Here is a 22,857-nt window from a genome sequence, read left to right on the forward strand (position 1 = left end):
CGGATCGCCGACCCGCCCGACTTCAACCTGCAGAGCTCGGTCCAGCTCGGCCTGTTCGTGGTCAGCAAGCTCGCCGAGCGCTACAACCTGCAGGTCTCGCTGAAGCGGTCCGCCTACGGCGGCACCACCGCCGTCGTCGTCATCCCCCGGGAACTGATCGTCGAGCAGGGCCCGGCGCAGGTCCCGGCCGGCACCACCACCACGAACGGCCTGGAGGTGCGGCGCCCCGCCGCGGCGCTCGCCGCGTCCGGCGTCCGCTCCGCGTCCCCCACGACGACGCTCCCCCCGGCGGGCACCGGCCCGCAGCACCCCGCACCCGCCCTCGTGGCGGTCCCCCCGCCGGCCGCGGACCCGCTGCCCGTGCGGCCCCCCGGCGGCGCCCCTGCACCGGAGCCCGAGGCCCCCACGCCCGCGCGGCACGACGACCCCGCGGACGGCGCACGTCCCGACCCCATCGAGCCGGAGGACCTGCCACCCGTGCCCGACATCTCCACAACACCGTCCGGTCTTCCCGTCCGTGTGCCGCAGGCGAACCTGGCCGAACCCCTGCGCACCGACGAGCCCGCCGTCGCCGACGAGCAGGACGAGCAGGAGGACCCGGGCCGCTCCCCCGAGGAGATTCAGCGGATCATGGGTTCCTACCAGCGCGGCACCCAGCGGGGCCGCGTCGACGCGGCGGAAGCCCTCGGCACCAACGCAGCGGAAGGCGAGGCAGATCAGTGACGCAGAAGACCGGTTCCTCCTCCGATCTGGGCTGGCTGCTGGACGACCTCGTCCACCGCCTGCCGCACGCCCGCAGTGCGGTCGTGCTGTCGGCGGACGGCCTGCTCATGGCGTCGTCCGAGGGCATGACGCAGGACGACGGCGAGCACCTCGCCGCCGTCGCCGCCGGCATCCAGAGCCTCGCCAAGGGCGCCGGGACCCGCTTCGGCGGCGGCCCGGTCCGGCAGACGATCGTCGAGATGGCGTCGGCGTTCCTGCTGGTCACGGTCGCCGGGAAGGGCGCGTGCCTCGCCGTCCTCGCCACCGAGGAGGTCGACGTCGGCCTCACCGCGTACGAGATGGCGATGCTCGTCACCGCCATGGGCCACCACCTCACCTCCCCGTCGCGTTCGGAATCCGCGCAGGAGGGGCGCCCGGCATGATGCCCCCCGAGGATCCCGCCCAGGAGCCCTGGGCGGACGAGGCCGCGACGCGCCCGCCGGTCGACGACCGGTTCCTGGACGAGCACGCCGGTCCGATGGTGCGGCCCTACGTGATGACCAGCGGCCGGATCGAGCCGACCCGCGGCAAGTTCGACCTCATCACCCTGGTGGTGGCGGTCGGACCGGAGCCGGAGGGCGCGATCGGCCTCGGACCCGAGCACCTGTCCATCATCCGGCTGTGCCAGGCGGTGATGTCGGTGGCCGAGATCACCGGCCATCTCGATCTGCCCGTGGCGACCGTCCGGGTGATGCTCGGCGACCTGCTCGACAAGGGATTCGTCTCCCTTCAGGAGCCCGAACCGGAGGCGGACATGCACGACATCAGGCTCTACAAGGCGGTGATCGATGGTCTCCGGGCCCTCTAGGCGCGGCGTGCGCGCCCGCCGGCTCCCCACCGCGGTCAAGATCGTGATCGCGGGCGGTTTCGGGGTCGGCAAGACCACGATGGTGGGCACGGTCTCGGAGACCAGCCCCCTGCGCACCGAGGAGTTGCTCACCGACGAGAGCGTGGGCGTCGACGACATCTCCGGGGTGGAGCGCAAGACGACCACAACGGTCGCGATGGACTTCGGCCGCATCACGATGCGCGACGAGTACGTCCTCTACCTGTTCGGCACCCCCGGCCAGGAGCGCTTCTGGTTCATGTGGGACGAGGTCTCGCTCGGCGCGCTCGGCGCCGTCGTCCTCGCCGACACCCGCCGTCTGTCGGACTGCTTCCCGTCCGTCGACTACTTCGAGCGCCGCGGCACCCCGTTCATCGTCGCCGTGAACTGCTTCGAGGGCGCCCAGCGCTACGACCTCGCGGAGATCCAGATGGCCCTCAACCTGGGCCCGAAGGTTCCCGTCATGCTCTGCGACGCCCGCAGCCTCGGCTCCTGCAAGGAGGTCCTCATCGACCTCGTCCTGCACGCCATGAAGACCCGCGGCCTCACGGAGGAGCCCGAACCCCAGAACGCCTAGCCGCGGACGCCCGCCGCGACGGTCCCGGCGAAGGCGCGGAGCCGCGCGGTGGCGCGGTCCCGATGCCAGACGAGCGCGAGCGCCGAATCGGGCAGGCCGGTGAGCGGGACGAAGACGACGTCGCCCCGCACGTGGCGGCGGGCGGTCGGAACGCACAGCGGCATCGCGCCGCGCCCGGCGGCGACCATCGCGAGGGCCTCCTGGATCGTGCTGACGGCCGGTCCGGACGGGATCGCGGCGCCGCCGGGCGTCAGCGGCGGGGACTGCGCGTCGCGCCAGTAGCGCGGCGCCGGGCCGGCGATCCTGACGAGCGGGTGCCCGGCCAGGTCCTCGGCGCGGACCGACGGGCGGTCCGCGAGCGGGTGGCGAGCCGGGACGGCCAGGCGCAGCGGCGCCTCGGAGAAGACCGGGCCGACGGCGAGGCCGGGCTCCCGCACCGGGGTCAGGACGATCGCGGCGTCCACATCGCCGCCCAGGACCGGCCCGAACGGGTCGGCCAGCGGCATCTCGACCGTCCGCACCTCGCAGCCGGGGTGGCCGCTCTGGAACGCGCGGACCAGACCCGCCAGCTCCTCGTCCAGGGACCCGAGGAAGCCGATCCGCAGCACCCCGCCGACACCGCGCGCCCTGCTCCTGGCCCCTTCGACGGCGTCGAGGAGGGCCGCGTAGGCGGGCCGCAGCTCGTCCCGGAAGGCGGCTCCGAGAGGGGTCAGCCGGACGCGGCGGCTGGTGCGCTCCACCAGCCGGGCCCCGACCCGCAGTTCGAGGGCGCGCACCAGCTGGCTGACGCGGCTCTGGGAGAGGTAGAGGCGCTCCGCGGTCCGGCCGAAATGCAGCTCCTCGCTGAGGACGAGGAAGCACTCCAGCTCCCGGGTCTCCAGTTCCGGCACGCGACGCCCCCGATCATCGATGAGTCTGGCTCATACAAGGATGCGATCTTCACCGTTGTTCCCCCATCGGCCCGCCCGCCAGGGTCGGGGGCATGACGGTTCCCTCCTCTCCCCCGCCGCGCCGGGGGTGGCCGGCGGTGCTCGCGGTCGCCGCGGCCACGTTCCTCGTCGTCACCAGCGAGATGCTGCCGGTCGGCCTGCTGACCTCGATCGGCCCGGACCTCGGCGTGTCCGCGGGCACGGCCGGGCTGGCGATGACCGTGCCCGGCCTCGTCGCGGCGCTGTCCGCCCCCGCGCTCTCCGCGGCGACCGCCCGGCTGGACCGGCGGGCGGTGCTGGCCGTGCTGGCGGGCCTGCTGGCCGCGGCCGACCTCGGCTCGGCGACCGCCCCCGGGCTGCCCGCGCTGCTGGCGTCGCGGGTCCTGGTCGGCGTGGCGATCGGCGGCGTGTGGGCGATCGCCGGCGGGCTGGCGGCACGGCTGGTGCCGGAGCGCTCCGCCGGCGCCGCCACTTCGGTGATCTTCGGCGGAGTGGCGGTGGCGTCGGTGGCGGGGGTTCCGGCCGGCACGCTGATCGGCGACCTCGCGGGCTGGCGGGCGGCGTTCGCCGCGGCCGGAGCGCTGTCGCTGGTCGCCTGCGCCGCGCTCGCCGCGCTGCTGCCGCCGCTGCCCGGAACCGGCGCGGCGGGTCTGGCCGCCATGCCGCAGGTGCTTCGCGCGCCCCGCGCGCAGGCCGGACTCCTGGTGACGTTCCTCCTGGTCACCGGGCACTTCGCGGCGTACACCTACGTGCGTCCCGTGCTGGAGCGGGTGTCCGGCGTGGACCCGGACCTGATCAGCACACTGCTGCTGGTGTACGGCGTGGCGGGCATCGCGGGCAACTTCACCGCGGGCACGGCCGCCGCCCGCGCCCCGCGCCGCACCCTGATCCGGATCACCGTCCTGCTCGCACCGGCCGTCCTGCTGTTCCCGCTGGCAGGCCGATCCCCGCTTCCAGCGATCGTGCTGCTGGTCCTGTGGGGGGTCGCCTACGGCGGAGTGTCGGTGACGCTGCAGAACTGGCTGCTACAGGCCGTGCCCCCGCACGCCGCCGAGCCGGCATCGGCGCTGTTCGTCGCCACCTTCAACCTCGCCATCTCCCTGGGAGCCCTGGCAGGCGGCCAGACGACCGACACCACAGGCGAAACCGGCGTCATGTGGCTGGGCGGAACCCTAGCCGCCCTAGCCCTGGCCACCGCCGCAACCACCCGGCGGCCTCTACGGCAGCGAGCACCGCAATAGCCCCCGCGCCGACCTCAGCCACCACCGCAACCACGCAACAACCTCAACGGCCGCGATCGCGTCCGAAGGCAGATTCGAGCGAAGCAAGAATCTGATCGCGCAGCGAGCCGCCAAGGCGAGACGAAGCGATGCCAGCGATCGCCCGCGTTTTTCGACGATGGAGGGCGCTCAGCGCCCGAAGGAGGAGAAAGACGCTAGCCAGTTCTAGTGATCACGTAGTCGCAGAGGTTGGTGAGGGCCTCGCGGGCGGGGATCTCGGGGAGGGTGAGGAGTTCGTTGCGGGCGTCCTCGGCCCAGCGGCGCAGGTCGGCGCGGGCGCGGTCCATGGCGGGGTGGGCGCGCAGGAGGGTGAGGGCCTCGGCGTGGAGGGCGTCGTCGGTGAGGTCCTGGGTGAGGAGCTCGCGGAGGCGGGCGTCGTCGGGGCCGGAGCCGATGCCGGCGAGGACGTGGTGCGTCGGGAGGGTGCGGATGCCTTCGCGCAGGTCGGTGCCGGGGGTCTTGCCGGACTCCTCGGCCTCGGAGGCGACGTCGAGGATGTCGTCGGACAGCTGGAAGGCGATGCCGATCTTCTCGCAGGCGGAGGTGACGGTGTCGACGACGTGGGCGGGGGCGCCCGAGAGCAGGGCGCCGAACTGGCCGGAGACGGCGATCAGGGAGCCGGTCTTGTCGGCGACGACCTGGAGGTAGTGCTTGAGGGGGTCGGCGTCCTCGCCGGGGCCGACGGTCTCCTGGATCTGGCCGCGGACTAGGCGGGCGAAGGCGCGGGCCTGGATGCGGACGGCCTCGGGGCCGAGGTCGGCGAGCAGGTCGGACGCGCGGGCGAACAGGTAGTCGCCGGTGAGGATGGCGACGGTGTTCGTCCAGCGGGAGTTGGCGGACTGCTGGCCGCGGCGGATGGTGGCCTCGTCCATGACGTCGTCGTGGTAGAGGGTGCCGAGGTGGGTGAGCTCGACGACGACGGCGGCGGGGACGACGCCGGGCGCGGCCGGGTCGCCGAAGTGGGAGGCCAGCAGCACCAGCATCGGCCGGAAGCGCTTGCCGCCCGCCTCGACGAGGTGCTGCGAGGCCTCGGTGAGCAGCGGGTCCTCGCCCCGGACGCAGTCGAGCAGAAGGGACTCGACGGCCGCGAGGCGGTCCTTGGCGTCGGACGCGAGCGCGGCGTCGACGGGAAGCCCGAACGGGCCGGTCTCCTGGATGGCCGGCCCGCCGGACTTCTCAGCGAATGGGTTGCTCACCCAAGACTCCCTACCGGACGAACATGTGGGTCGTGGCCTGCCCCGCGAGGTCCAGAACGGGCTGCGGGATCACGCCGAGTACCACAGTAGCCGTCACTCCGAGCGCGACCGCGACCGCGGTCGCCGGGCCGGCCACCACGACCGGACCCTCGGCGTCCGGCTCGCTGAAGAACATGACGACGATCACACGGACGTAGAAGAACGCGGCGACCGCGGAGGAGATCACGGCGACGATCACCAGGGGCGTCGCGCCGCCCTCGACGGCCGCCTTGAACACCGCGAACTTGCCGGTGAAGCCGCTGGTCAGCGGGATGCCCGCGAAGCCCAGGAGGAAGAAGGCGAACACGCCCGCGACCACCGGGGACCGCTTGCCGAGGCCCGCCCACCGCGACAGGTGGCCGGCCTCGCCGCCCGCGTCCCGCACCATCGTCACGACGGCGAACGCGCCGATCGAGGTGAAGCCGTAGGCGACCAGGTAGAACATCGTGCTGGACAGGCCGTCCGGGGAGCTGGCGATCACGCCCATGAGCAGGAAGCCCGCGTGCGCGATCGAGGAGTAGGCCAGCATCCGCTTGATGTCGGTCTGCGTGATCGCGATGATCGACCCGGCGATCATGGTGAGAATGGCCACACCCCACAGGACGGGCCGCCAGTCCCACTTCAGCGTCTCGAACGCGACGTAGTAGACGCGCAGGATCCCGCCGAACGCGGCGACGACGGTGCAGGACGCCATCAGCGCCGTGATCGGCGTGGGGGCGCCCTGGTAGACGTCCGGCTTCCACATGTGGAAGGGGACGCCGCCGAGCTTGAACAGCAGCCCGACCGACAGCAGCGCGACGCCCGCGAGGAGCAGGGTCTCGCTGCCCGCGTCCTTGCCGATCTGCGCGGAGATGTCCGACAGCCGGACGGACCCGGCGTACCCGTACAGCAGCGCCGCCCCGTACAGGAAGAACGCCGAGGAGAACGCGCCGAGCAGGAAGTACTTGACCGCCGCCTCCTGGGAGAGGAGGCGCCGCCGGCGGGCGAGCCCGCACAGCAGGTACAGCGGCAGCGACATGACCTCCAGCGCCACGAACATGGTGAGCAGGTCGTTGGCCGCCGGGAACATCACCATGCCGCCGACGGCGAACATCATCAGCGGGAACACCTCGGTCTGGGTGAACCCGGCCTCGGTGGTGCGCTGCTCGGCCTCGCTGCCGGGCAGGGCCGAGGCCTGCGCGGCGAAGTGGCCGCCGGCCCTGCCGTCGCCGCGCTCGGCGATGAGCAGGAGGCTGACGAGGGCCAGCACCAGGATGGTGCCCTGGATGAACAGGGTGGGGCCGTCCACGCCCAGGGCGCCCTCGGCGGCGACGTGGTGCGGGTTGTCGCGCCACGCCAGCAGGATCGTCCAGGCGAACCCGCCCGCGAGGCCGAGGAACGCCAGCGGCACCTGCACGTAGTAGCGCGCGGTCCGGCCGACGAACGCCTCGACGAGCACGCCCGCGACGGCGACGCCGAGGACCAGCAGCAGCGGGGCGATCTGCCCGTACTCGATGTGCGGCGCGGGGATGTCACCCCCCTGCGCGAGGACCGCGCTCACCTGACTGGTGGTGGTCATGGACGGGCTCCGTTCTCGGCGACGTTACCGGTGATGTCCGGCGCCGGGTCGTGCTGGTCGACCCGCGCCAGCGTGTGGTCCACCGACGGGTTGATCACGTGCAGCACCGGCTGCGGGAAGAAGCCCATCGCCACGATGATCGCGATGATCGGGGCGACGGCCCACTTCTCCCGGGCGGACAGGTCCTTCATGCCCTCGACCGCGGGGACCTTGGGGCCGCCCATGGTCCGCTGGTACATCCACAGGATGTAGACGGCCGCGAGCACGACGCCGCTGACCGCGAGCGCGCCCGCCCACTCGTACCGGCTGAACGTCCCGACGATGACGAGGAACTCCGAGACGAACGTGGACAGGCCGGGCAGCGACAGCGCGGACAGGCCGGCGATCAGGAACATCCCGGCGAGGACGGGCGCGACCTTCTGCACCCCGCCGAAGTCGGAGATCCGCGCCGACCGCCGCCGGACGATCATGAAGCCGACGACGAGGAACAGCGCGCCGGTGGAGAACCCGTGGTTCACCATGTAGAGCGCCGCGCCGGACTGGCCCTGCGACGTCATCGCGAAGATGCCGAGGACGATGAACCCGAAGTGCGACACCGACGTGTAGGCGATGAGGCGCTTCATGTCGACCTGGCCGATCGCGAGGACCGCGCCGTAGATGATGCTGAGCACCGCGAACCCCAGCACGACCGGGGTCGCCCACTTGGCGGCGCCGGGGAACAGCTCCAGGCAGAACCGGAGCATCCCGTAGGTGCCGACCTTGTCCAGGACGCCGACGATCAGCACCAGCGCGCCGGCCGGGGACTGCTGCGCCGCGTCCGGCAGCCAGGTGTGCACCGGCACCATCGGCGCCTTGATCGCGAACGCGACGAAGAAGCCGAGGAACAGCCACTTGGCCGTCGTCGGGTCGACGTTCATCTTCGACAGCTCGTCGAACATGAACGTGCCGTGCCCGAGGCCGCCCCTGTCGACCGACCGGCTCGACAGCGGGTACAGCCAGATGACGGCGACGAGCATCAGCAGCCCGCCGAACAGCGAGTACAGCAGGAACTTCACCGCGGCGTAGGACCGCTGCGCGCCGCCGTAGTACCCGATGATGAAGTACACCGGGATGAGCATCGCCTCGAAGAAGACGTAGAACAGGAACACGTCCGTCGCGGCGAAGACGCCGATCATGGCCGCTTCCATCGTCAGCAGCAGCGCGAAGTACGTCTTCACCGACCGCTTCGCCGGGACGTCCACGCCGCCGGACCGGTCGGCCTCGCTCCACGACGCCAGCATGACGAGCGGGACGAGGACGACCGACAGCACGATCAGCACCAGCGCGACGCCGTCGACGCCGACCGCCCAGTGGACCCCGAACTCCTTGATCCACCAGTACTTCTCGGTGAACTGGAACCGCGCGCCGCCCGCGTCGAAGCCCGACGCCATGACCCCGGTGAGGGCCGCGACGACGAGGGAGACGCCGAGCGAGAACTGCTTGACCAGCGTCTCCCGCTCGCGCGGGATGGCGCTGAGCAGCACCGCGCCCACCAGCGGCAGCGCGATGAGGACGCTCAGCCAGGGAAAGTCGCTCATGACACGTTCACCACCAGGAGCGCCGCGACCACGAGGGCCGCGCCGCCCAGCATCGAGAGGGCGTAGGAGCGGGCGAAGCCGGTCTGGACGCGCCGGAGCCGGCCGGAGCTGCCGCCGACGCCGGCGGCCGTCCCGTTGACGGCGCCGTCGACGCCGCGCCCGTCGAACCAGACCGCGAGCCGGGTCAGCCACTGGCCGGGGCGCATCAGCAGCGACTCGTTGAGCGCGTCGCCGTAGAGGTCCTTGCGGGCCGCGACGGTGACGAACGAGCCCTTGGGCGCCTCGCGCGGCACCTTGCGGGCGCCGTACTGCATCCAGGCGATCCCGGCGCCGACGATCATCAGGACGAAGGTGGCGGCGCCGGGCGCGGTGAGCCACTTGAACTCGTGCGCGTGCTCGGGCGCCCCGACGACCGGTTCGAGGAACTCGGGGAAGCTGCCGAGGATCAGGAACCCGCCCGCGAAGACGGACCCGACCGCGAGCAGCATCAGCGGCACGGTCATGACCGCCGGCGACTCGTGCGGGTGGACGTCGTCCTCCCAGCGCTTCTCGCCGAAGAACGTCATGAACATGACCCGGGACATGTAGTACGCGGTGATCCCGGCGCCGATCAGCGCGCAGGAGCCGAGGATCATCCCGGACGTGCCGCCCTTGGCGTAGGCGGCCTCGATGATGCCGTCCTTGGTGAACCAGCCCGACAGGCCGGGGAACCCGATGATGGCGAGGTACCCGAGGCCGAACGTCGCGTAGGTGATCACCATGACCGTGCGCAGCGCGCCGTAGTGGCGCATGTTCACGTCGTCCTTCATCCCGTGCATGACCGAGCCGGCGCCGAGGAACAGGCCCGCCTTGAAGAAGCCGTGCGCGACGAGGTGCGCGATGGCGAAGACGTAGCCCGCCGGGCCGAGGCCCGCGGCGAGCACCATGTACCCGATCTGCGACATCGTCGATCCGGCGAGGGCCTTCTTGATGTCGTCCTTGCCGCAACCGATGATCGCACCGGCCAGCAGCGTGGCCGCGCCGACGATCGTCACCACCAGCTGCGCGGTCTCGGACATCTCGAAGATCGGGCCGGACCGGACGATCAGGTAGACGCCCGCGGTGACCATCGTGGCGGCGTGGATGAGGGCCGACACCGGGGTCGGGCCCTCCATCGCGTCCAGCAGCCACGACTGCAGCGGGAGCTGCGCCGACTTGCCGCACGCGCCGACCAGGAGCAGCAGCCCGATGGCCGTCGCGGTGCCGGTGCCGAGCTTGGAGGCGAGCCCCACGTGCTCGGCGCCGGTGCCGAGGACCGCGCCGAAGTCGATGCTGCCGAACGAGGCGAAGATCAGCGCGATCGCGATGATCAGCCCCATGTCGCCGACCCGGTTGACGACGAACGCCTTCTTCGCGGCGGTCGCGGCCGTCGGCTTGTGCTGCCAGAACCCGATCAGCAGGTAGGAGGCGAGACCGACGCCCTCCCAGCCCAGGAACAGGATCAGGAAGTTGCCGCCCAGGACCAGCACCAGCATCGACGCCAGGAACAGGTTCAGGTAGGCGAAGAAACGGCGCCGGTCGGGGTCCCCGGCCATGTAGCCGATGGAGTAGATGTGGATGAGCGAGCCCACCCCGGTGATCAGCAGGACGAAGGTGATGGACAGCGGGTCCACCAGCAGGTCCATGCCGACCTTGAACGTGCCGACGTCGATGAAGTCCCACAGGTGCAGGGTGCGGCGCCGGGCCTCGGCGTCGTACCCGAGCATCTGGGCGAACATCGCGGCGCCCACCGCGAACGACGCCAGCGACATCGCCGCGCCGAGCAGGTGGCCCCACTTGTCGGTCCGCCGTCCCCCCAGCAGGAGGATCGCGGCGCCCGCGAGCGGGAGCGCGACGAGGAGCCAGGACGCGGCCTGGATGCCTTCCGCTTTCATCCCTGGCCTCTCAGTACTTCAGCAGGTTCGCGTCGTCGACCGACGAGGACCTGCGGGTCCGGAAGATGGTCATGATGATCGCCAGACCCACCACGACCTCCGCCGCGGCCACCACCATCACGAAGAAGGCGATGATCTGGCCATCCAGGTTGCCGTGCATTCGGGAGAACGAGACGAACGCCAGGTTCGTCGCGTTCAGCATCAGCTCGACGCACATGAACACCACGATCGCGTTGCGGCGCACGAGGACGCCGAGCGCTCCGATGGTGAACAGGACCGCCGAGAGCGCCAGGTAGTGCCCCGGGCTCATTCTCCTGCCTCGCCTTCACTCGCGCCGCCGCCGGCGGCCGGCGTCCCCGACTTGACCGAGCGCTCCTCGGCGTCCGAGTCGCGGACGTCCTCGGTGACCGCCTTGACCGCGGCCACGTCCCGTTCGAGGGCCTCCTCCTCGGAGCCGCCGTACAGGTCGGCGTGCCGCTCCGCGGTGTCGGTGCGGGCCGCGATGACCGGGTTGACCGACAGTTCCGAGGGCGTCCCGTCGGGCAGCAGCGCCGGCATGTCGACGGCGTTGTGCCGGGCGTAGGTGCCGGGACCCGGCAGCGGGCCCGGGTGGGAGCCGGACAGGAACCGCTGCCGCGACAGGTCCTTCTGCGTCGGCTTCGGCTCGGTGCGCTCCCGGTGCGCCAGCACCATCGCGCCCAGCGCCGCGGTGATCAGCAGGGCGCTGGTCGCCTCGAACGCGAACACGTACTTGGAGAACAGCAGCCGGGCCAGCCCGACGACGTTGCCCTCGGAGTTGGCCTGGGTCAGCCCGGCCGAACCGCCGAGCGCCGCGTTGCCGACCCCGACCGTGAGCAGGACGAGGAAGCCGACCGCGGCGATCACCGCCCAGAACCGCTGGCCCCGGATCGTCTCCACCAGCGAGTCGGTGGAACTGACCCCGACGAGCATCAGCACGAACAGGAACAGCATCAGCACCGCGCCGGTGTAGACGATCACCTGCACGAACGCCAGGAAGGGCGCGTTCTGGATCGCGTACAGCGCGGCCAGGCAGAGCATCACGGTCGCCAGCAGCAGCGCCGAGTGCACCGCCTTCCGCATGAAGATCATGCCGAGCGCGGCGAGCACCGAGACGATCGCCAGCAGCCAGAAGAAGAACGGCTCCCCGGACTGCTTGTCGGCGACCTCGGCGGCGAGCACGTGCGCGCTCGCGACGGAGCCGGTCACTTGCCCTCACCGCCCTTGCGCGCCTTCGCCTTCTCGCGCTCGACGGCCTGGTCGGCGCTCGCGCGCCCGCCGTCCTCGGAAGGGATCTTCGGAGCGGAGGGCGTCCCGGACGACGGCTCGCCCTCCTGGAGGCCGAGGCGGTAGTACTCCTCCTCGGTGTCGCCGAGCCGCATCTCGTGCGGGGGCGCCTCCATGCCCTCGCGCAGCGGCGCCAGCAGCATCTCCTTGGTGTAGATGAGGCTCTCGCGGCTGTCGTCGGCGAGCTCGTACTCGTTGGTCATCGTGAGCGCCCGGGTCGGGCACGCCTCGATGCACAGCCCGCACAGGATGCACCGCAGATAGTTGATCTGGTAGGTGCGGCCGTAGCGCTCGCCCGGCGAGTACCGCTCGTCGGCCGTGTTGTCGGCGCCCTCGACGAAGATGGCGTCCGCGGGGCACGCCCACGCGCACAGCTCGCAGCCGATGCACTTCTCCAGACCGTCCGGCCACCGGTTCAGCTGGTGCCGCCCGTGGAAGCGAGGAGCCGTCGGCTTCTTCACCTCGGGGTACTGAACGGTCTCGCTCTTCATGAACATCTGGTGGAACGAGACCCCGAACCCCTTGACCGGGTTCAGGAAATCAGTGAGTCCCACTGGTGACCTCCTCGGAGGGGGTTTCGATCGTGGCCGGCCGGACCGGCTCGCGGGCGCGGCCGTGGTAGTGGGGCGCGTCCATCGGCGGCACCGGGAACCCGCCCGCCGCCGGGTCGGTGCGCGGCCCCGGCGTCGCCCCCGGGACGATCTCCTTGTCGTCCTCGCGGCCGCGCGCCATCTCCCAGATCACCGTGGCGACCAGCACGATCGCGGCGACCACGGCGGCGGCGATGAACAGCTGCCGCATCTCGTAGCCGTCGTTGCGCAGCGCGCGGATCGTCGCGACCAGCAGGATCCAGCCGAGCGAGAAGGGCATCAGCACCTTCCAGCCGAGCTTCATCAGCTGGTCGTAGCGCACGCGCGGCAGCGAGCCGCGCAGCCAGATGAAGAAGAAGATGAACATGAAGATCTTGATCAGGAACCACAGGACCGGCCACCAGCCGGAGTTGGCGCCCGCCCACACCGTGGAGATCGGAGCGGGGGCGCGCCAGCCACCGAGGAACAAGGTGGTGGCCAGGGCCGACAGCGTCGCGAGGTTGATGTACTCCGCGAGGAAGAACATCGCGAACTTCAGCGACGAGTACTCGGTGTGGAAGCCGCCGACCAGCTCGCCCTCGCCCTCGGGCAGGTCGAACGGGATGCGGTTCGACTCGCCCATCATCGTGATGACGTACACGACGAACGACGGCGCGAGCAGCACCACGAACCACTTGTCGTGCTGCGCCGCGACGATCTCCGAGGTGGACATCGAGCCCGCGAACATGAACACGGCCACGAACGACAGGCCCATCGCGATCTCGTAGGAGATCATCTGCGCGGACGAGCGCAGCCCGCCGAGCAGCGAGTACGGCGACATCGAGGACCAGCCGGCCAGCACGATGCCGTAGATCGCCATCGAGGACATCGCGAGGACGAGCAGCACCGCGACCGGAAGGTCGGTGCCCTGCAGCGCCGTCTGGTGCCCGAAGACCGACACCGTCGGCCCGAACGGGATGACGATGAAGGAGATGAACGCGGGCACCGCGGCCATCACCGGCGCCAGGACGAAGACGATCTTGTCGACCTGGCGGGGGACGATGTCCTCCTTCAGCGCCAGCTTGACGCCGTCGGCGAGGCCCTGGAGCAGGCCGAAGGGCCCGGCCCGGTTGGGGCCGACCCGCAGCTGCATCCGCCCGATGACGCGCCGCTCGATCCACATCGTCATCAGCACGGTGACGACGAGGAACACGAAGATGGCGAGGACCTTGCCGCCGATCAGCCACCACGGGTCCGACCCGAAGTCCTGCAGCTGCGGGTCGGGCGCCGGCGCCGCGGCCAGGGAGCTCATTCGATGCCTCCAGCGTTCTCGGTCGCGGTCGCGGGCACCGCGCCCGCGATCTTGACGACGCCTCCCGCGGCCGCGCCGAGGTCCCGGTGCAGAGCGCAGCCCGCCGAGTTCGTCGGCAGCCACACCACCCGGTCGGGCAGGTCCGGGGTGATCTCCAGCGGGAGCGTGACCTCGCCGCGCGGGCCCGAGACCGTCACCGCGCCGGTCGCGCCGATCTCCGCGGCCGTCGCGGGCGACAGCCGGGCGGCGGCGGGCTTGGCGGTGCCGGCGAGGAACGGCTCGCCGTCCTGCAGGCGGCCCCGGTCGAGGAGCAGCCGCCAGGTCGCCAGCAGCGCCTCGCCCCGCTCGGGGTGCGGCGCCAGGCCCTGCGCGACGCTCGGCGCGTCCGGGCGCTCGCCGCGGTGGGCGCCGAGGCCGGCCATCTCGCGGCGGGCGGCCTCCGGGCCCGGCAGGCCCAGGTGGACGTCCATCTCGTCGGCCAGCGCGTCCAGCACCCGCAGGTCGGACATCCGCCCGGCGGACTTGAGCACGACGTCGAACGGGCGGCCGCGGCCCTCCCAGTCGACGAACGTCCCGGACTTCTCCGCGACCGCCGCGACCGGCAGGACGACGTCGGCGCGGTCGGTGACCGCGCTCGGCCGCTGCTCCAGGCTCACCACGAACGGGGTGGCCTCCAGCGCCCGCAGCATCGCCTCCGGGTCGGGCAGGTCGTCGGGGTCGACGCCGCCGACGAGCAGCGCGCCGCGCCGCCCGGCGGCCGCCGCCGCGATGATGCCGGCCGTGTCCTCGCCGGGGTCGGCGGGCAGGTCGGCGACGCCCCAGGTGCGGGCGACCTCGGCGCGGGCGGCGGGGTCGGTGACCGGACGGCCGATCGGCAGCAGCCCGGGCAGCGCCCCGGCCTCGATCGCGCCGCGCTCCCCGGCCCGGCGCGGCACCCAGGCCAGCCGGGCGCCGGTCGCCTGCGCCACCCGCGTCGCCGAGGTCAGCGCCCCCGGGCTGGTGGCGAGCCGCTCGCCGACGAGGATGACGGCGCCGGGCGTCTCCAGCAGCGTGCGGATGTCGGATCTGGCGTCGTCCCCGATGAGGGAGCCGAGGACCTCGGCCTCCGCGCCGGGGAGCGTCGGCAGCAGCGTGCCACCGACCTTCGCCAGACCGCGCGTCGCGAACGGGGCCGCCGCGAACACCTTCAGGCGGTTCTTGCGGAACGCCTTGCGGAGCCGCAGGAAGACGATCGGCGACTCCTCCTCGGGCTCGAACCCGGCGAGCAGGACGACCGGCGCCTTCTCCAGGTCGGCGTAGGTCACCTCGATGGGGTGGCCCGCGACGGACGAGGCGAGGAACCGCGACTCCTCCTCCGACAGCGGCCGGGCCCGGAAGTCGACGTCGTTGGTGCCGAGCGCGATCCGGGCGAACTTGGCGTAGGCGTAGGCGTCCTCAAGGGTGACGCGGCCGCCGGTCAGGACGCCGGCCGAGCCGCGCGCCGCCGCGAGCCCGCGCGCCGCGATGGTGAGCGCCTCGGGCCAGGACGCCGGCTCCAGCTCGCCGTCCTCACCGCGGACGAGCGGCTGGGCGAGCCGCTCGGGCTGCGTCCCGTAGGTGAACGCCCAGCGGCCCTTGTCGCAGTTCCACTCCTCGTTGACCTGCGGGTCGTCCCCCGCCAGCCGCCGCGTGATCTTCCCGCGGCGGTGGTCGGTGCGCAGCGCGCAGCCGGACGCGCAGTGCTCGCAGACGCTCGGCTGCGAGACCAGGTCGAACGGGCGGGACCGGAACCGGTACGCGGCGCCGGTCAGCGCGCCCACCGGGCAGATCTGCACGGTGTTGCCGGAGAAGTAGGACTGGAACGGCTTGCCGTCCGCCGCCCCGACCTGCTCCTTCGCGCCGCGCTCGAACAGGTCGATGAACGCGTCGCCGGCGATCTGGTCGGAGAACCGGGTGCAGCGGGCGCACTGGATGCAGCGCTCCCGGTCGAGCAGCACCTGGCTGGACAGCGGGATCGGCTTGGGGAAGGTCCGCTTGGCCTCCACGAACCGGGACTCGCCGCGGCCGTTGGACATCGCCTGGTTCTGCAGCGGGCACTCGCCGCCCTTGTCGCAGATCGGGCAGTCCAGCGGGTGGTTGATCAGCAGCAGCTCCATCACGCCGTGCTGCGCCTTGTCGGCGACCGGCGAGGTGAGCTGGGTCTTGACCACCATCCCGGGCATCACCGTGGTGGTGCACGACGCCTGCGGCTTCGGCATGCCGCGGCCGTTGCCGGCGTCGGGGATCTCCACCAGGCACTGCCGGCAGGCCCCGACCGGGTCCAGCAGCGGATGGTCGCAGAACCGGGGGATCTGGATGCCGAGGAGCTCGGCGGCCCGGATGATCAGCGTGCCCTTGGGCACCTCGATCTCGAAGCCGTCGATGGTGCAGGAGACCATCTCCACCGGCTTCTCCACCGCCGACTTGTCGTCGGTGACGGTCACTTGGCACCTCCCCAGAGGGTCGACTTGGCCGGGTCGAACGGGCAGGCCCCGAGCTCGAAGTGCCGGAGGTACTCGTCCCGGAACAGCTTGATGGACGAGACGACCGGGCTCGTGGCGCCGTCGCCCAGGGCGCAGAACGACCGGCCCAGGATGTTGTCGGACAGGTCCAGCAGGGTCTCCAGGTCCTCCTCGGAGCCCTGGCCCGCCTCCAGCCGCTTCAGCATCTGCTTGTACCAGTAGGTGCCCTCGCGGCACGGCGTGCACTTGCCGCACGACTCGTGCGCGTAGAACTCCGACCAGCGCAGCACGGCGCGGACGACGCAGGTCGTCTCGTCGAAGATCTGCAGGGCCCGGGTGCCGAGCATGGACCCGGCGGCGCCGACGGACTCGAAGTCCAGCGGCACGTCCAGGTGCTCGTCGGTGAAGATCGGGGTGGACGACCCGCCGGGCGTCCAGAACTTCAGCCGGTGCCCCTCGCGGACGCCGCCCGCCATGTCGAGCAGCTCCCGCAGCGTGATGCCGAGCGGCGCCTCGTACTGCCCGGGCCGGGTGACGTGCCCGGACAGCGAGAAGATCCCGAAGCCCTGGGACTTCTCGGTGCCCATCGAGGCGAACCATTCCGGCCCGTTGGCGATGATCGAGGGAACCGAGGAGATCGACTCGACGTTGTTGATGACGGTGGGCCCGCCGTAGAGGCCCGCGACCGCCGGGAAGGGGGGCTTGAGCCTGGGCTGACCGCGGAACCCTTCGAGGGAGTCCAGCAGCGCCGTCTCCTCGCCGCAGATGTAGGCCCCGGCGCCGCTGTGCACGACCACGTCCAGGTCGTAGCCGGAGCCGAGGATGTCCTTGCCGAGGTAGCCGGCCTCGTACGCCTCCGCCACCGCCTGGTGCAGGCGGCGGATGACGTGCAGCACCTCGCCGCGCACGTAGATGAACGCGAGGTTCGACCGGATCGCGTACGAGCTGATGATCACGCCCTCGACGAGCACGTGCGGGTTGGCCATCATCAGCGGGATGTCCTTGCACGTGCCCGGCTCGGACTCGTCGGCGTTGACGACGAGGTAGCGCGGGTTCGGGCTGGACGGCGGCAGGAAGCCCCACTTCATCCCGGTGGGGAAGCCAGCGCCGCCGCGGCCGCGCAGGCCGGAGTCCTTGACCGCCTGGACGATCTCGTCCGGCTCCATCCGGAACGCCGTGCGCAGCGCCTCGTAGCCGCCGTCGCGCTCGTAGCCCGCGCGGGTGAACGAGTCGGCCTGGTCCCAGTTCTTCGTGAGGATGGGGGTCAGCGTGGTCACTTGTTCCGCCCCTCCTGCGATCCCGGCTTGGCCGCGCCGCCCATGGGCTTGCCCGGCTCCTGCGGGGGCGAGCCCATCTCCTCGGGCTTCACCGGCTCCTCCGGACGCTCGCGGTCGACGTCCGCGCGGGGCGCCTCCCAGCCGCGCTCCTGCGCCAGCTTCAGGCCGCGCAGCGACTCGGGCCCGGCCTGGACGCCCTCGCCGGCGCGCCCGTCGGGGAACCCGGCGAGCACGCGGGACGCCTCCTTCCAGGTGGCCAGGCTCTCCGGGCCACGCGAAGGAAGCACTTGCTTACCTGAGCGCAGGTCGTCGACCAGCTGCTTGGCCTTCTCGGGAGTCATGTTGTCGAAGAACTCCCAGTTGACCATCATCACCGGCGCGAAGTCGCAGGCCGCGTTGCACTCGATCCGCTCCAGGCTGACCTTGCCGTCCGGGGTGGCCTCGTCGTGGCCGACCCCGGCGTGCTCGCTCAGCTCGTTCCAGATCTGGTCGCCGCCCATGACCGCGCACAGCGTGTTGATGCAGACGCCGACGTGGTACTCGCCGACCGGTGCGTGCTTGTACTGCGTGTAGAAGGTCGCGACGCCGGTCACCTGGGCCGGGGTGATGCCGAGCTGCTCCGCGCAGAACTCGATCCCGTCCTCGGTGACGTGGCCCTCCACCGACTGCACCAGGTGCAGCATCGGCAGCAGCGCCGAGCGCGGCCGGGGGTACCGGCCGATGATCTCCTTGGCGTCGCGCTCCAGCCGCTCGCGGACCTCAGGTCCGTATGTCATCGGTCCACTCCCCCCATGACCGGGTCGATGCTGGCGACCGCCGCGATGACGTCGGCGACCATGCCGCCCTCCGCCATCGCCGGGGTGGCCTGCAGGTTGACGAAGGACGGCTCGCGGAAGTGGACGCGGTACGGCCGGGTGCCGCCGTCGCTGACCACGTGGGCGCCGAGCTCGCCGCGCGGCGACTCGATGGGCGCGTACGCCTGCCCGGCGGGCACGCGGAAGCCCTCCGTCACCAGCTTGAAGTGATGGATCAGTGCCTCCATCGAGGTGCCCATGATGTGCGCGATGTGCCGGGGCGAGTTGCCCATGCCGTCCGCGCCGATCGCCAGCTGCGCCGGCCAGCCGATCTTCTTGTCCTCGATCATCACCGGGCCCTTGACCGACTGGAGCCGGTCCAGGCACTGCTCGACGATCTTCAGCGACTCCTCCATCTCGTCCATCCGGACGAGGTAGCGGCCGTAGACGTCGCAGGTGTCCTGCGTCGCGACCTCGAAGTCGTAGGTCTCGTACCCGCAGTAGGGCTGCGACTTGCGCAGGTCCCACGGGAGCCCGGTCGCGCGCAGCACCGGGCCGGTGACGCCGAGCGCCATGCAGCCGGTCAGGTCCAGGTACGCGACGTTCTGGGTGCGCGCCAGGTAGACCGGGTTGGCGTCCATCAGCTTGCGCAGCGCCTGGATCCGCTTCGGCATGCGGTCCAGGTAGTCGCGGATCTTGCTGGTGGCGCCGCTCGGCAGGTCCTGCGCGACCCCGCCCGGACGGACGTAGGCCATGTTCATCCGCAGGCCGGTGATCTCCTCGAACAGGTCGAGGGTGTACTCGCGCTCGACGAAGCCGTTCAGCATCACCGTCGTCGCGCCGAGCTCCAGGCCGAACGTGGCGATCGCGACCAGGTGCGAGGAGATCCGGTTGAGCTCCATCATCATCACGCGGATGATCTGGGCCCGCTCCGGGATCTGCTCGGTGACGCCGAGCAGCTTCTCCACGCTCATGCAGTACGCCGTCTCGTTGAAGATCGGCGCGAGGTAGTCCATCCGGGTGCAGAACGTGGTGCCCTGCGTCCAGGTGCGGAACTCCATGTTCTTCTCGATGCCGGTGTGCAGGTAGCCGATGCCCACCCGGGCCTCGTTCACCGTCTCACCGTCGAGCGTCAGGATGAGCCGGAGCACCCCGTGCGTGGACGGGTGCTGGGGGCCCATGTTGACGACGAGCCGCTCGTCGCCGAGATCCTCTGCGCCGGAGACGACCTGGTCCCAGTCCTGGCCGTTGACGTCGAAGACCTTGCCCTCGGCCGCCTCCTCCGCGGCGTAGGCGTCGTACTCGGTGTACTTCGTGGAACTCATACGTACGACCTCCGCTCGTCGGGCGGGGGGATCTCCGCTCCGCGGTACTCGACGGGAATACCGCCGAGGGGGTAGTCCTTGCGCTGCGGATGGCCGACCCAGTCGTCGGGCATCTCGATGCGCGTGAGCGCCGGGTGGCCGTCGTAGACGATCCCGAAGAAGTCGTAGGTCTCGCGCTCGTGCCAGTCGCTCGTCGGGTAGACCGGCACCAGCGACGGGACGTGCGGGTCGGCGTCCGGGCAGGTCACTTCCAGCCGGACGCGCCGGTTGTGCGTGATCGACAGCAGGTGCACGACCGAGTGCAGCTCGGCGCCCTCGTCCTTCGGGTAGTGCACGCCCGACACGCCCGAGCACATCTCGAAGCGCAGGGACGGCTCGTCCCGCATGGTCCGCGCGACCTCCAGCAGGTGCTCGCGCTTCACGAAGAACGTGATCTCGCCGCGGTCGACGACGACGCGCTCGACGGCGTCCCCGAAGTCCGGGTAGGCGCGCTCCAGCTCGTCGGCGACCTCGTCGAACTCGCCCGCCTCCGCCGCGCCGCCGGGCCCGCCGTACGGGCGCTGCGCGGACACCTTCGGGCTCTGCCGGATGACGAGCCCGCCGTAGCCGGAGGTGTCGCCGGTGGTCCGCGCGCCGAACATGCCCTTGCGGACGACCGGCTGCTCGCGGCGCTCCTCCTCGGCCTGCGCGGGAAGCTTGTCGGCGTTCTGCTCGGCCCGCTGCTCAGGATTCTCGGAACTCACGTCACGCTCCTTGACCGAGCAGCGGAAGCCGGCGGCGCTTGGCCTCTTCCAGCTCGGCGATCTGCTTCGCGCGCTGCGGCCCGAGCTTGGTGTTCTGGACCTTGTCGTGCAGCTTGAGGATCGCGTCCAGCAGCATCTCCGGCCGCGGCGGGCAGCCGGGCAGGTAGATGTCCACCGGGACGATGTGGTCCACGCCCTGCACGATCGCGTAGTTGTTGAACATGCCGCCGGAGGAGGCGCACACGCCCATCGCGATGACCCACTTCGGCTCGGTCATCTGGTCGTAGATCTGCCGCAGCACCGGCGCCATCTTCTGGCTCACCCGGCCCGCGACGATCATCAGGTCGGCCTGGCGCGGCGTCGCCGAGGCGCGCTCCATCCCCCACCGGGAGAAGTCGTGCCGGGGGTCGCCGGTCGCCATCATCTCGATCGCGCAGCACGCCAGGCCGAACGTCGCCGGCCACATCGAGCTGCTGCGCGCCCACCCCGCGACCTGCTCGACCGTGGTCAGCAGGAAGCCGCTGGGGAGTTTCTCCTCTAGACCCATGTCAGTCCCACTCCAGACCGCCGCGCCGCCAGATGTAGGCGTACGCGACGAGGACGGTGACGATGAAAAGAACCATCTCGACAAGGCCGAAGAGCCCCATCCGGTCGAACGCGACCGCCCAGGGGTAAAGGAAGATGATCTCAATGTCGAAGACGATGAACAGCATCGCCGTCAGGTAGTACTTGATCGGGAAGCGCCCGCCGCCGACCGGCTGCGGGGTCGGCTCGATGCCGCACTCGTAGGCGTCCAGCCGGGCGCGGTTCCAGCGCTTGGGTCCCGTGAGCGCGGCCATCGCCACCGAACCGCCGGCGAAGGCGAAGGCGAGCACCCCCAGCACGATGATCGGAATATAGAGATCCATATCTCTACAGCCTCTCCTCGGGACGTACGACGTTGTACGGGACGGGCCGCCTGCGACCCGCCACCCTAGCCAAGGTGATCAATAGCGCTCCCCTCAGGGGGTCGGGTACTGCACTTTAGTCCGCTCACCTGCGGAAGCCTGAAATCCACGCGCGCGTTCATGCCGCCGGCGCCACCTTCTGCATCGCGTTGATGACGCGGTCCATCGCGTCCCCGCCCTTGGGGTCGGTGAGGTTCGCGAGGAGCTTCAGCGTGAAGCGCATGAGCGTGGGGTGCGGCAGGCCGTGCGCGGTCAGGAACTTCATGACCCGCGGGTCGCCGATCGCCTGGACGAACACGCGGGCGAGGGTGAAGTAGCCGCCGTGCTCGTCCTTGAGGATGCGGGGGTACTCGTACAGGGTCCGCTCGCGCTGCGCGGGAGTGCGGCGGGCGAGCGCCTGCACCATGATGTCGGCGGCCAGCCGGCCGGACTCCAGGGCGTAGTCGATGCCCTCGCCGTTGAACGGGTTGATCATGCCGCCGGCGTCGCCGACGAGCAGCATCCCGCGGGTGTAGTGCGGCTGCCGGTTGAAGCCCATCGGCAGCGCCGCGCCGCGGATCTTGGAGGTCGCGTGCTCCTCGTCGAACTGCCAGTCCTCCGGCATCTGCGCGCACCAGCGCTTGAGCATGCCGCGGTAGTCGACGCTCTGGAACGCCTTGCTGGTGTTGAGCAGGCCGAGGCCGACGTTGGACGTGCCGTCGCCGACGCCGAACACCCAGCCGTAGCCGGGCAGGAGGCGCTGGCCGTCCCACAGCTCCAGCCACGCCTCCATGTAGTCGTCGTCGTGGCGCGGGGTCTGGAAGTAGCGGCGGACCGCGACGCCCATCGGACGGTCCTCGCGGCGCCGCAGCCCCATGGCGAGCGACAGCCGGGTGGAGTTGCCGTCGGCGGCGACGACCAGGGGCGCGTGGAACTCGATCTCCTCGCCCTGGTACTCGGCGGTGACGCCGGTGATGCGGTCGGTGCGGTCGTCGACGATGGGGCCGGTCACGTTGCAGCCCTGCAGCAGCTGGGCGCCGGCCTTGGCGGCGTGCTCGGCGAGGAGCTGGTCGAGGTCGGTGCGCTTGCGGACGAGGCCGAAGTCGGGGAAGGACGCGAGCTCCGGCCAGGGCAGCTCGACCTTGACGCCGCCGCCGTAGATGCGCAGGCCCTTGTTGCGCCCCCAGCCGGGGTCGTTGATGTCGACGCCCATGCCGATGAGGGCGCGGACGGCCCGCGGGGTGAGGCCGTCGCCGCAGATCTTGTCGCGCGGGAAGGTGGCCTTCTCCAGCAGGAAGACGTCCAGGCCGGCCTGCGCGAGCCAATAGGCGGTCGACGATCCGGCGGGGCCCGCCCCGACGACGATGGCATCCGCGTGTCGGGTGGAGTCGGTCACGATGGTCCTCTTCGCTCGTTCGCTTGTGAAGTACTTCACAAGGATCCGGTGGGGAGTCTATTCCTTTATCACG

General features: G+C 71.2%; 21 protein-coding genes and 1 pseudogene. 5 read left to right on the forward strand and 17 right to left on the reverse strand.

Translation table 11 applies throughout. The features are described from left to right. The 4 genes and pseudogenes from AB0C87_RS38555 to AB0C87_RS38570 form a co-directional block, all read left to right on the forward strand. Positions 1–723, forward strand: a pseudogene (locus AB0C87_RS38555) (hypothetical protein); the annotation flags it as partial. Further along, positions 720–1,145, forward strand: a complete 426-nt coding sequence (locus tag AB0C87_RS38560) for a roadblock/LC7 domain-containing protein (RefSeq protein WP_345178237.1) — start codon at positions 720–722, stop codon at positions 1,143–1,145. The pseudogene AB0C87_RS38555 and the gene AB0C87_RS38560, both read left to right, overlap by 4 nt. Further along, complete coding sequence (locus AB0C87_RS38565; RefSeq protein ID WP_345178235.1) at positions 1,142–1,570, forward strand: DUF742 domain-containing protein; 429 nt, start codon at positions 1,142–1,144, stop codon at positions 1,568–1,570. Before AB0C87_RS38560 ends, AB0C87_RS38565 begins: the two co-directional genes overlap by 4 nt. Further along, a complete protein-coding gene (locus AB0C87_RS38570; RefSeq protein ID WP_345178233.1) occupies positions 1,551–2,165 on the forward strand; it encodes an ATP/GTP-binding protein in 615 nt (204 codons plus the stop codon). Before AB0C87_RS38565 ends, AB0C87_RS38570 begins: the two co-directional genes overlap by 20 nt. On the opposite strand, the gene AB0C87_RS38575 is transcribed toward AB0C87_RS38570, so the two are convergent. Continuing rightward, positions 2,162–3,055: a LysR family transcriptional regulator gene (locus AB0C87_RS38575; RefSeq protein ID WP_345178232.1), complete on the reverse strand. Its 894-nt coding sequence runs from the start codon at positions 3,053–3,055 to the stop codon at positions 2,162–2,164. The two genes, AB0C87_RS38570 and AB0C87_RS38575, sit on opposite strands and share 4 nt — an antisense overlap. Positions 3,056–3,147: 92 nt before the next feature. Between AB0C87_RS38575 and AB0C87_RS38580 the strand changes: the two genes are divergently transcribed. Next, positions 3,148–4,335 carry an MFS transporter gene (locus tag AB0C87_RS38580; protein ID WP_360581677.1) on the forward strand — a complete coding sequence of 396 codons (1,188 nt, stop codon included), beginning with the start codon at positions 3,148–3,150 and terminating at the stop codon, positions 4,333–4,335. A 194-nt stretch (positions 4,336–4,529) separates the two neighbouring features. Here the strand turns inward: AB0C87_RS38580 and AB0C87_RS38585 are convergent, their stop codons facing one another. From AB0C87_RS38585 to AB0C87_RS38660, 16 genes are all read right to left on the reverse strand, one after another. Beyond that, on the reverse strand, positions 4,530–5,531 hold the full coding sequence (locus tag AB0C87_RS38585) for a polyprenyl synthetase family protein (protein ID WP_345178465.1): 1,002 nt from the start codon (positions 5,529–5,531) through the stop codon (positions 4,530–4,532). 49 nt (positions 5,532–5,580) lie between these two features. After that, on the reverse strand, positions 5,581–7,167 hold the full coding sequence (nuoN, locus tag AB0C87_RS38590) for an NADH-quinone oxidoreductase subunit NuoN (protein WP_345178229.1): 1,587 nt from the start codon (positions 7,165–7,167) through the stop codon (positions 5,581–5,583). Continuing rightward, complete coding sequence (locus AB0C87_RS38595) at positions 7,164–8,744, reverse strand: NADH-quinone oxidoreductase subunit M (protein WP_360347756.1); 1,581 nt, start codon at positions 8,742–8,744, stop codon at positions 7,164–7,166. The genes nuoN and AB0C87_RS38595 overlap by 4 nt, the downstream gene beginning before the upstream one ends. Next, positions 8,741–10,657 (reverse strand): NADH-quinone oxidoreductase subunit L, encoded by a 1,917-nt coding sequence (gene nuoL, locus AB0C87_RS38600; protein WP_345178226.1) that lies wholly within the window; start codon positions 10,655–10,657, stop codon positions 8,741–8,743. Before nuoL ends, AB0C87_RS38595 begins: the two co-directional genes overlap by 4 nt. A gap of 10 nt (positions 10,658–10,667) precedes the next feature. Further along, on the reverse strand, positions 10,668–10,967 hold the full coding sequence (gene nuoK, locus AB0C87_RS38605; protein WP_185028663.1) for an NADH-quinone oxidoreductase subunit NuoK: 300 nt from the start codon (positions 10,965–10,967) through the stop codon (positions 10,668–10,670). Continuing rightward, complete coding sequence (locus AB0C87_RS38610; protein ID WP_345178224.1) at positions 10,964–11,884, reverse strand: NADH-quinone oxidoreductase subunit J; 921 nt, start codon at positions 11,882–11,884, stop codon at positions 10,964–10,966. The genes nuoK and AB0C87_RS38610 overlap by 4 nt, the downstream gene beginning before the upstream one ends. Beyond that, complete coding sequence (gene nuoI, locus AB0C87_RS38615; protein ID WP_345178464.1) at positions 11,881–12,459, reverse strand: NADH-quinone oxidoreductase subunit NuoI; 579 nt, start codon at positions 12,457–12,459, stop codon at positions 11,881–11,883. The genes AB0C87_RS38610 and nuoI overlap by 4 nt, the downstream gene beginning before the upstream one ends. A 43-nt stretch (positions 12,460–12,502) precedes the next feature. Then, the gene (gene nuoH / locus AB0C87_RS38620; RefSeq protein WP_345178222.1) at positions 12,503–13,843 is read right to left on the reverse strand and encodes an NADH-quinone oxidoreductase subunit NuoH; all 1,341 of its coding nucleotides are present in this window, start codon (positions 13,841–13,843) and stop codon (positions 12,503–12,505) included. Next, positions 13,840–16,305, reverse strand: a complete 2,466-nt coding sequence (locus AB0C87_RS38625) for an NADH-quinone oxidoreductase subunit G (RefSeq protein ID WP_360581678.1) — start codon at positions 16,303–16,305, stop codon at positions 13,840–13,842. Before AB0C87_RS38625 ends, nuoH begins: the two co-directional genes overlap by 4 nt. Next, positions 16,302–17,600 (reverse strand): NADH-quinone oxidoreductase subunit NuoF, encoded by a 1,299-nt coding sequence (nuoF, locus tag AB0C87_RS38630; RefSeq protein ID WP_345178218.1) that lies wholly within the window; start codon positions 17,598–17,600, stop codon positions 16,302–16,304. The genes AB0C87_RS38625 and nuoF overlap by 4 nt, the downstream gene beginning before the upstream one ends. Next, entirely contained in the window at positions 17,597–18,376 is a 780-nt protein-coding gene (gene nuoE / locus AB0C87_RS38635) for an NADH-quinone oxidoreductase subunit NuoE (RefSeq protein WP_345178217.1), read from the reverse strand. Before nuoE ends, nuoF begins: the two co-directional genes overlap by 4 nt. After that, complete coding sequence (locus tag AB0C87_RS38640; RefSeq protein ID WP_345178215.1) at positions 18,373–19,719, reverse strand: NADH-quinone oxidoreductase subunit D; 1,347 nt, start codon at positions 19,717–19,719, stop codon at positions 18,373–18,375. Before AB0C87_RS38640 ends, nuoE begins: the two co-directional genes overlap by 4 nt. After that, a complete protein-coding gene (locus AB0C87_RS38645) occupies positions 19,716–20,462 on the reverse strand; it encodes an NADH-quinone oxidoreductase subunit C (RefSeq protein ID WP_345178214.1) in 747 nt (248 codons plus the stop codon). The genes AB0C87_RS38640 and AB0C87_RS38645 overlap by 4 nt, the downstream gene beginning before the upstream one ends. A 1-nt stretch (position 20,463) precedes the next feature. Beyond that, positions 20,464–21,009 (reverse strand): NADH-quinone oxidoreductase subunit B, encoded by a 546-nt coding sequence (locus tag AB0C87_RS38650; protein WP_185028681.1) that lies wholly within the window; start codon positions 21,007–21,009, stop codon positions 20,464–20,466. A gap of 1 nt (position 21,010) precedes the next feature. Then, entirely contained in the window at positions 21,011–21,370 is a 360-nt protein-coding gene (locus tag AB0C87_RS38655; protein WP_089315506.1) for an NADH-quinone oxidoreductase subunit A, read from the reverse strand. Between the two features lie 157 nt (positions 21,371–21,527). Further along, entirely contained in the window at positions 21,528–22,784 is a 1,257-nt protein-coding gene (locus tag AB0C87_RS38660) for a geranylgeranyl reductase family protein (protein WP_345178210.1), read from the reverse strand. Positions 22,785–22,857: the final 73 nt, after the last annotated feature.

The organism is Actinomadura sp. NPDC048021, assembly GCF_040653135.1.
Classification (GTDB): domain Bacteria; phylum Actinomycetota; class Actinomycetes; order Streptosporangiales; family Streptosporangiaceae; genus Spirillospora; species Spirillospora verrucosospora.